This window comes from Mycobacterium sp. E796 (assembly GCF_001672815.1).
GTDB lineage: Bacteria > Actinomycetota > Actinomycetes > Mycobacteriales > Mycobacteriaceae > Mycobacterium.
Map to the genome: position 1 here is coordinate 1 of NZ_LZKK01000105.1, position 1,037 is coordinate 1,037.

A 1,037-nucleotide genomic window follows, 5' to 3' on the forward strand; every position below is an offset into this window, starting at 1 on the left:
TGCTGCACAAATTGCTCCTGAAACGCCGCCGCCTTCCCGGCCAGCGCGTGATAGTCCTGGGCGTAACCGGAGAACAGATGCGCGATCCCCGCCGACACCTCATCGGCGGCAGCGGGGCGCACGAAAAGTGTCGAGGGCCCCGCTGTCATATGCGCAGCGTTGACCGTTGAACCGATACCCGCCAAATCCGTTGCCGCTTGGCTAATCAGTTCTGGCGCAACGCTCACCGCAGACATTTCCGTCCCCCAATTGGTCCTGATCGACTCGTCTGTAGGACAGGATCTTCACCGCGAGCCGGCAAATCCAAATAGGGACTTTCGCCCTCTGTGGTCGGGCCTAAAATCATGCACGCGTCGCCCGGCGCTGGCGACGTCAGGCAGGGGCGTCGGGGCCGCCCCAGCGTGCGGCGTAACGGCCGGATGCACGGCTAGAGGTTGAATCCCCTTAACGCGGCGACCCGCGCCACAAAGGCGTGGGCCGAGGCCGCAGAGTCACGGTCAGGTGCGGCGGCGTCTGTGTCGGCGGGTCAGCAGGGGCGCGAGGCGCGCCTCTGGGCGGCCCCGAGGGCTCCCGTAGACCTCGATTCGGATTTCCTGCGTCCCGATGAACAGGAGTCGGTGAGACACCCGGCTGCTGAGAAGGGCCAAAGATTGGATGTTAGGAGGCCGTTGTTTGGCCCAGCGGGTTCACCAAGGCGGATAGTGCGCGGAGAATTTGTACTGTCAGATTCGCCGGCCAGAAGAACGCAGTGGTGAACGACTGGACTAATTGAGTGCCGGCTGAAACGAGCTGGCCTACAACGGGAAACGCCGTGAGTAATGGGTTTATCGCGTCGGTCAAAACGTTCAATAGTAAGCCGTAGAACGGGAACGATTGGATGATGTTTGCCGCAGCGGACGCGAAGTACAGTACGACGAGATCTGCCATGAGCCAAGAAAGAAAACCAATGACGAAGCCGGCCACGGCGGCGGCACCTAGAACAAAGACAGTATTCGTCACTACATTTGTTATCAAATCATTTAATGTCGACGCGGCGG

2 protein-coding genes are annotated in these 1,037 nt (G+C 60.6%); both read right to left on the bottom strand.

Annotated elements, in window-relative coordinates:
• Window positions 1-236 (bottom strand): PE family protein (locus tag A5706_RS32125; RefSeq protein WP_156767018.1); only part of this gene is annotated, 236 nt, incomplete at its 3' end.
• A gap of 421 nt (window positions 237-657) precedes the next feature.
• Window positions 658-1,037: hypothetical protein (locus A5706_RS08540; RefSeq protein ID WP_231985134.1), on the bottom strand; the 380-nt coding region annotated here is incomplete at its 5' end.